At 41.8% G+C, this 7558-nt stretch carries 6 protein-coding genes; 1 reads left to right on the plus strand and 5 read right to left on the minus strand.

Annotated elements, in window-relative coordinates:
- The first annotated feature begins 564 nt into the window (after window positions 1-564).
- Entirely contained in the window at window positions 565-1791 is a 1227-nt protein-coding gene (locus RTE01_RS25990; protein ID WP_134527644.1) for a deoxyguanosinetriphosphate triphosphohydrolase family protein, read from the plus strand.
- A gap of 478 nt (window positions 1792-2269) precedes the next feature.
- Here RTE01_RS25990 and RTE01_RS25995 read toward each other — a convergent pair whose 3' ends face one another.
- From RTE01_RS25995 to RTE01_RS26505, 5 genes are all read right to left on the minus strand, one after another.
- Complete coding sequence (locus tag RTE01_RS25995) at window positions 2270-4255, minus strand: ATP-binding protein (protein ID WP_134527641.1); 1986 nt, start codon at window positions 4253-4255, stop codon at window positions 2270-2272.
- Between the two features lie 459 nt (window positions 4256-4714).
- Window positions 4715-5080, minus strand: coding sequence for a hypothetical protein (locus RTE01_RS26000; RefSeq protein ID WP_134527638.1), 366 nt, complete (start codon window positions 5078-5080; stop codon window positions 4715-4717).
- A gap of 143 nt (window positions 5081-5223) precedes the next feature.
- On the minus strand, window positions 5224-5853 hold the full coding sequence (locus tag RTE01_RS26010; protein ID WP_255313562.1) for a hypothetical protein: 630 nt from the start codon (window positions 5851-5853) through the stop codon (window positions 5224-5226).
- A 112-nt stretch (window positions 5854-5965) separates the two neighbouring features.
- Window positions 5966-6523: a hypothetical protein gene (locus tag RTE01_RS26015; RefSeq protein WP_134527636.1), complete on the minus strand. Its 558-nt coding sequence runs from the start codon at window positions 6521-6523 to the stop codon at window positions 5966-5968.
- Window positions 6507-7558: VENN motif pre-toxin domain-containing protein (locus RTE01_RS26505; RefSeq protein WP_255313563.1), on the minus strand; the 1052-nt coding region annotated here is incomplete at its 5' end. The genes RTE01_RS26015 and RTE01_RS26505, both read right to left, overlap by 17 nt.

Consider the following 7558-nt stretch of genomic DNA (forward strand, 5'->3'; position numbering starts at 1 on the left):
ATGGTGCTCTATCTCCGATGATGAGCAGGCAAGGCTACCGCTCGTCATGATCCGCAGATCTGCCACACTCGTAGTTTAGCGAAAAATGGTCCTTTAATTCTGAAGTATTTTATTATTTATTAGTGTGTTAGATAATAGTTGGCGTAACAGGATAGGGTAGATATGTTGTCGGAGGAGAAGTAGCTTCCTGGTGATCTGATACTGCATATGAACTGATTGGGGCCTAATCTGACAGTCGGCTCTGTGCCAAAAGCGGAAATCGTTAACTCAACAAATTTTCAAAATTAGGGCAGCTCACCAGAATAATAGAAAATCTCTCAAATCCCGTTCTACACCGATGTATCAGGCAATCGTATACGCAAAACATGGCGATAAAAACTGATTCTTAGGGCTAATTGCTGGGCTTTTGGCAGACCGCATACAAAAGAGCACAAAACGCAGTTGATAAAAATATAAAGAATTATGTAAAACACTCATTATGCATTTCAACTTCACCCGCCACCCTTTTCGAACAGAGAGGGGAAGTTATCTGTTGAGATTTTTCAAATACAGCAAGGATGTAATATGTACGATGACGAAACAATAGCTTTTGCGAAGAAGCAAGAGCAAAAACTGATTGATGCGCTGGGACATAGCCGTGAGCATACTGATATCAGCTCTGAAGTCCGAAACAGAGATGATTACCAGCGAGACTATGCCCGAATTCTTTACTCATCCTCATTCCGCCGGCTTCAGGGGAAAATGCAGCTTTTTGAAGTAGATCCTGAGAAATTTAACCGAAACCGCTTAACCCACAGCCTTGAAGTCGCACAGATAGCACGCAGTATTGCATCAGATCTTAAATTGCAATTCCCCGTGGTTGTTGAGCTGGCAGCACTGGCCCATGATATTGGGAACCCTCCATTCGGGCACTCAGGGGAAAAAAAGCTTAACAACTTATCTGCTGCAATCGGCGGATATGAAGGAAATGCCCAAGCGCTTCGTATCTTGAGAAAACTCGAGAAAAAATATGCCCGCTGTGCAGGCTTAGATCTCACCTACCGCAGCTTATTGTCTGTCATCAAGTATCCAAATACAAAATCCACTTCAGATAAATTCATTTATGATGATGACTATGCCTTCTATACGCAGTTGCTGAAAGATAAGCAACTAGACATGAAGGCGGGTGAAAAAACCATTGATGCGCAGATTATGGATCTCGCCGATGAAATCGCCTATGCAGCGCATGACCTGGAAGATGCGTTGAGCAGGAACATGGTGACTATCGAAGATATTGAGTATGAATTTCTCAAGTCACCAGACTACAACGTTGCTCTTAAGCACTTCAATGAGATTGTCAGTACGTCCAAGAAAACTGCATCTGAGGCAACATTACTGAAGTCATCAGAAGAATTTGCCATAATTTTTCGAAAAGAGCTGACGTCCAATATCGTTAACCGCTTGGTCATGGATATTGGCGTCGTTGAAAGTAAAAATGGTTATGAAGAGCTTGGGTACAAAACGTTACAGGAACTTGCTGAAGGTCTCAAAAAGCTGCTCTTCAGAGTCATCATGCGCAAAAGAAACATACTGACTTACGAGTTTGAAGGAAATAAGATCATCAGTGATTTATATGCGTTTTATAATGCCGGTGACAACTATAAGTTTCTGTCACCTGAGCTCAAGTCTTCGTTATCTGAAACAGAGCCGAATGAGTTAAAAACCAAAAAAGCGCGGGCTGTGGTTGACTACATTTCAGGCATGATGGACACATTCGCCGTCAAGGAATGGGAAACTCATTGTAAGAAATAACACCAACGATAGACGTCTATACTGCATGAATTACTTTCAACTACAGTGCAGCGCTCTGTTTTAAGACCGTTTTGATAGCCTGCCGGAACAGCATCTTTTGCATCCTGGCAGGCTTTCAATACGTTTGGTAACCGCTTTTGTATTACCTCACGCTGATTTTCGGCCTGACAGTCGCTAAGCCCGTAACATATGCTCTTAGTGAATGGCAGAGGATAATGGATAGTGCATTTAGTCAAAACGATCCGTCCTCCGGGGCAGTTTAAAAGGAGTGTCACGAATGAGAGTAATGACTGCTGTGTGCCAGGAGCGGACCTTACATAATCCATATTTATGGATCAGGTCAGAATGTCGCACATTGCCAATACAGCATAGGTGCGTGAGCCGTTCTTTCCTATTCAGAGGCCTTTTAGGCATTTATCACATCAATGATAAGACAATTATCCATCAATCTACTCTCCAGAAGTGACTGGTGAGCTTACTATTGTTCTATACCGATATCTTGAGGCTCATTATCGAATACGACACCTTCTGTATACTCAGCATACTTTTTCTTTAAAAACTGTAAACCATCTTCACGGTCATAAGAAAGATTGAGCTGATCTCTGAGAAATCCCAATCGATGCTTGTTTTCCTGTATAAGTTGCGACCATGTTTTTATCCAAATTGTCATCTCTTCGGCTTGATAGATAGCACCGTCAGGCAGGTTTGTTTGTTTTAATTCCCTGCGAGCATAAGTTGTCAGATCGTTTGATATTACCCAAAAATTCCACTTGGTTTTTAAACCATTAAATCTTTCATCTTCTGCAACCGCATACGCATATGATTTTACTTGTTCAATTTCTGCCTGCCCGATATTAACACTAGGCGCCTTTAATTCGATAACAATATGTTCACGTTCGTCGGGATAATTCTTGCCAATGCTCTTAGTCAACATTAAGTCAACAATGCCTACACGCCCATCGATTCTTGTAACTTTCTCATCGACTGGCGTATTAATACCGATGGTTCTTAAATGTGACCTTAACACTTCTGTCAATGATTTGTCACTCACACTCAAGGTAAACGACTCACCAAAAAACCATGTATTATCTGCCATTATTTTATGCAACTGGCTTCTTTCTTTGAAAATCTTTCGGGTGCTTTTATTAAACAATACATTTTCAAGGCCAGAGATAAACTTTAATCTGTCAGATATAATTTTCGAAACACCGATTACTGCTGACAGTGATGCGTCCTTTAATATTTCAGCAAGTTCATTTTGTTTTTCACTGGGTAGTGAAAGAACCTCTTCGAGTATGGTTCTTAAATCATCAGGACAACTTCCGACTATTTGCTTCAGTAGCTTAAACTGGAATTTTTTTAATTTAAAATCTCCATTATCAAATTGCGGTATGTATTGAATAACATTCAGAGCCATAATGTCGAAGACTTTCCTTTCAGCCTCCTCCACAATATTTACAGCTTTTCCATTGTATGGATACACACCTTCACTTTTCCATTTATCAATCAACTCTCTAGATTTTTCGTGCTCTCTTTTATTAAAGTGTTCTTTTATCAAGCATTCAGCCTGATGTAATACTGGTTTTAAAGATGGTTCTAACTCCATTAGAGATATGACGCCCGCATGAGAAAGTTCAGTCAAATGCGAGGATTTTAAATAAATAGAATATGAATATGCGCTTGTTCCGCGAACTTTCTTTTCATGACTAATTAATGGAAAGCCTTCTTTGTCGCACAAAAAAATCTCATTATCCTTAACTGACTTCCATTCAATAATTTGAAGTTCGTATGGGTGAAATTCATTATAATAAAAAGCATCGTCTAATTTATAGGTTGTATCGAATGAAATTTGTGAAGTTGGGTCGAACTGCTCTTTATTTACAAAAACCTTCACTGCTGGATATTTACTTAAATACAAAGCAAGTGTGGCAGATAAGAATTCAGATAACTTTTCAGGCGTTAATGATGTAAAGCTTTTAAGCATCTCAAATATAGACACTGTCGTGCCTGAGTTAACCTCATCTGATTCTATCCTCTCCGAAACTGAGATTGTTTTTTTATTATCTGCCGTTCCTTTTATTTTGTATTCATATAGAATATCGCCTAAGAAATAAGTCGTATTCCATTCAACAAATCGTCCTATAGAAAATGCTTTAAACCTTCCCTGTCCTTCCTTACCATGTAAAAATCGAGATCTTTCAGAAAAAATTTTGTCTTTTTTCCATGATCCACCAAGCGAGCTAAATAGCTTCTCAGCACTCTCATAAGGAATACCATTCCCATCATCTTTGATTAATATTTGAGAGAGTCCTAATTCAGAAACCACCAAATCTACATAGACATTGTCCGCATCAGCGTCCAAAGCGTTCCATACCAATTCGGCGACTGCCTGCAATGCAGATGATTTAGAAACCTTATCTAGATAATCAATCTGAACCTCAACATTGAAAGATTTCTCAGCCATGCCCCATCCCTCTTTTATCTAAAGAATCAGTGAGTTAAAAACATCAAAGCAAATAATTACAATCACTTTAATGCATGAAAAGAAAGCAGGCCAGTTTTTTAAAGTGATTTGCTCTCCATTGATTCACACAGAATAATGTCCGCTCCTCGCTCATAGCGGCCACTGGCCGTTACTGTAGACTGCTTTGTGCCATAAGAGGGGACACCTCGGACATTACGACACGTTAGGTTAGATATCAAAAAGTGAATGGTTCGTTTTGCAGGGCTACTTACAATGGGGATAAGTCAAAATTGGGATGTTTGTTAAGGAGATCAATCAGCAGAAGGTGAACCAGTGGCTCAAGGCCTTTCCGGGGGGGCTGAACGATACGGGTGATGTGCCGGTTTACACGCGCGGGAACGGGTATTGAGGGTGAGCCTGACGGTTAAAGTAAGATCCCGGCGCTAAGGCCGGGATCGTTTATTTAATCGGATAGTTATAATGCTCGGGGATCTTATAAGCCTCAGGGAAATCTGCTGTATCTGGGATTAGGGTAAATCGATCAATATCTTCTCTTGTCTGATCAAAAACACCACATATACCTGATAAAAAAGTCGATATCCTTAGCAAAGCTGCCTGTATTGCTAACTCATCGTTATTTTCTTTTGCATTAAAAAATAGCTCGATTGTTAAATTAAGTTTTCTTATATCTTCCTGAATACTCTCAATAATTGAGTAATCTTCTGCCAAATAAAGATCATTATCATCAAGCTCTTTTTCTGCTTTCTGCTTTAATAACTCCAGATAAGCATCTTTGAACTTATCTAACATACTGATATCAATCATTTTGGTAACCTTAGACCTTCAGCTCTGGCTGCCTTAGTTTTTGCATCGTTAAACGAACCATCAAGGTTAAGAACTGCCTTTACCTTTGTCCCAGTACTATCAAAGACCTCGATATGATCCTTATGTTTAGCATCTAGATAAAACTAGTCACCCTTCTTAATATAATCACCAATAGATTTATCTGCTTTATAAACACTTTGCCCCTGATATTGCTTACTGGTTTTCTTAGATAACTCTTTAACCTCGCTACCAAAACCAGACTGCTTAAAGAATTCATTCATATTCCCTACAGCCCCAGCGTTAGGGACATGTGGCACTTTTTTACCCGGCAATATCATAGCAGCGAGCATTCCGCCCGTCGCTTCCAGCGCCGCCTGATTTCCTTCCGTCGCCTGTACTACCGTATCTTTCATAGTGGACCAGGTGTCACTATTCATCATGGCAGCAACACTATCGGCCACTGCCTGATTCTTCCCTGCAAGGTCGCTCATCGCTTTGTTGCAATAGCTGTCACCCACCGCACATGATGCCAGTGCCAGTGCCAGTGCCAGTGCCAGTGCCAGTGCCAGTGCCAGTGCCATGGCCGCATCAGCAACGTAATCTGCTGAACCTAATGCTGTATCGCCGGTATCAGCAAGACCATTGATAATGGCGTTTGCGATAGCAGAACTGGTGCCTTCCCCCAATTTTTCCCTGATCTGATTTTTCAGGGATTCAGCGGCCTGCTTCGCCGTTTCACGGGCGCTGTCCCCGGCCAGAGAGTTATTCTCCACCGTCGTCTTCCCGGCCTGTGCCCCGGAAACTTGTCTTTTGGGAACTACTTTTTGTCAATTCTCCAAAACCTGATTTTTAAAAGAACTCGTTCATATTCCCTGTTACTATCAGCTATAAATCATCCTCAGACACTACATCCAAAGCCCCGCAGGCTTTAAATAACCACTTCAATGCACCAGACATGAATGGTGAATCTAGTGTCGTAACCTCAACTACAAAATGACTTTTATTTAACGGCTCATTAAATAAGAGTGCATTCCACCAAAACCACTCTCGTGCTTCTGGTTCTAACCAGGATAACCAGCTTGATAAAGTCCATTGCTCATCCTGAGCGGCATTTTTAATTTTTTCATCATATGTAAGTTGTTCCCATTGCTTTTGGCATTCTGCTTTTTCTTTATCAGTTAATTCTGGTAAAAATCCATTTATAAATTTCTTTGGAAGAAGATTTGACCAGGAATCAATAGATGGCCATTCTTGAAGTGAATGCTGATTTACAATGGACAAAGTTTGTTTTGCTAGTTCTAACACAGACAACGCATCGGATTGGCATGAAACGATAAATCTAGCAATGCCAACACCCGTCGCTTGTTGCGATGGTTGTGGCGGCTCAACTAGCCGCTCCCTTTCCAACAAAATCTGCTCAGCTATCTTAACGTTTATTGACATCTTTTCCTGACCCCTGAAGGATTTTATCCTGTAGTTCTTGTAGCTTCTCTGGCCTGATCCCATACTGGTCTCCAGCCTTCGTAGGATCTGCAATAACTGGTTTCCCTTTGTTTTCTGGTAATCTAGCCACACTTTCTTTAACGGCTGAACGTCTTAAGTCTTCCAAAACTGTTCCAGGCACGTCAAAGGTTTTTACAGTAACTCCATCCATATTCTGTGAGATACGCTTTTGTAAGAACTCCTGTGCACGAGCTTTATCACCAAAATTCAGATACAAGGTTGTATCTCCGGTAATAGTTACCTGACCCTTATCACCTATCAGGATACGTGTATTAGGTGTACCTTCAACGCGATATACAGTAACAGTAGCGCCAGTCGTAGGATTTTTGACTGTTCCACCTGTTTTCAACACGTTGAGTGCAACACCGGTCCCCATACCTGCAAGTATTGATAAACCTTCAGAAGCAACAGCCAGGTTTTTACCGAACTCACTAGTGTACCGATCAATGACAGCATTATCTTTTGAGGTTTCCTGCTGCATAAATTTAACAACATCGGGGTCTATACCCTGTAAGAAACCCTTTTCAAGGTACTCGTTGTAAGCATCATTCGCGACATCACGACCAAATCCACATATATCAGGGTTCTCAAGGCATGCTGTAATCTGTCCTTCTCTCTCTTTTTCTGCTTTTTTACGCGCGTTCTCAAGAATAGGTCCAATATCTTCGCCGTTGTCTTTAGCCGCTTTTATCTTTCTGTCCAATGCGAACATATCACCGGCAAGATAGTTATTCTCCACCGTCGTCTTCCCGGCCTGCGCCCCGGAAACCGCAGAAGCGCTGCTGTCACCGGCCAGCCCACCCGCCAGTCCCGCCGCCAGTGTTGCCAGCGTCGAGACGGTCTGCCTCTGCGTTTCGTCCAGCTCGCTGACCGTTTTGCCGTACATCTGCGTGGCGATGATGCCGATCAGTTCGCCGGTTGCAGCGCCCGCGGCACCGGCGAGGGCGCTCTGGTTCTGCGCGGCGGCAAGGGCAG

The organism is Klebsiella terrigena (assembly GCF_006539725.1).
GTDB lineage: Bacteria > Pseudomonadota > Gammaproteobacteria > Enterobacterales > Enterobacteriaceae > Klebsiella > Klebsiella terrigena.

What these genes read in the sequence shown, in the direction of transcription:
- RTE01_RS26015 (WP_134527636.1), bottom strand. Translation starts at nt 6,523, where the DNA reads ATGTCAATAAACGTTAAGATAGCTGAGCAGATTTTGTTGGAAAGGGAG.
- RTE01_RS26000 (WP_134527638.1), bottom strand. Translation starts at nt 5,080, where the DNA reads ATGATTGATATCAGTATGTTAGATAAGTTCAAAGATGCTTATCTGGAG.
- RTE01_RS25995 (WP_134527641.1), bottom strand. Translation starts at nt 4,255, where the DNA reads ATGGCTGAGAAATCTTTCAATGTTGAGGTTCAGATTGATTATCTAGAT.
- RTE01_RS25990 (WP_134527644.1), top strand. Translation starts at nt 565, where the DNA reads ATGTACGATGACGAAACAATAGCTTTTGCGAAGAAGCAAGAGCAAAAA.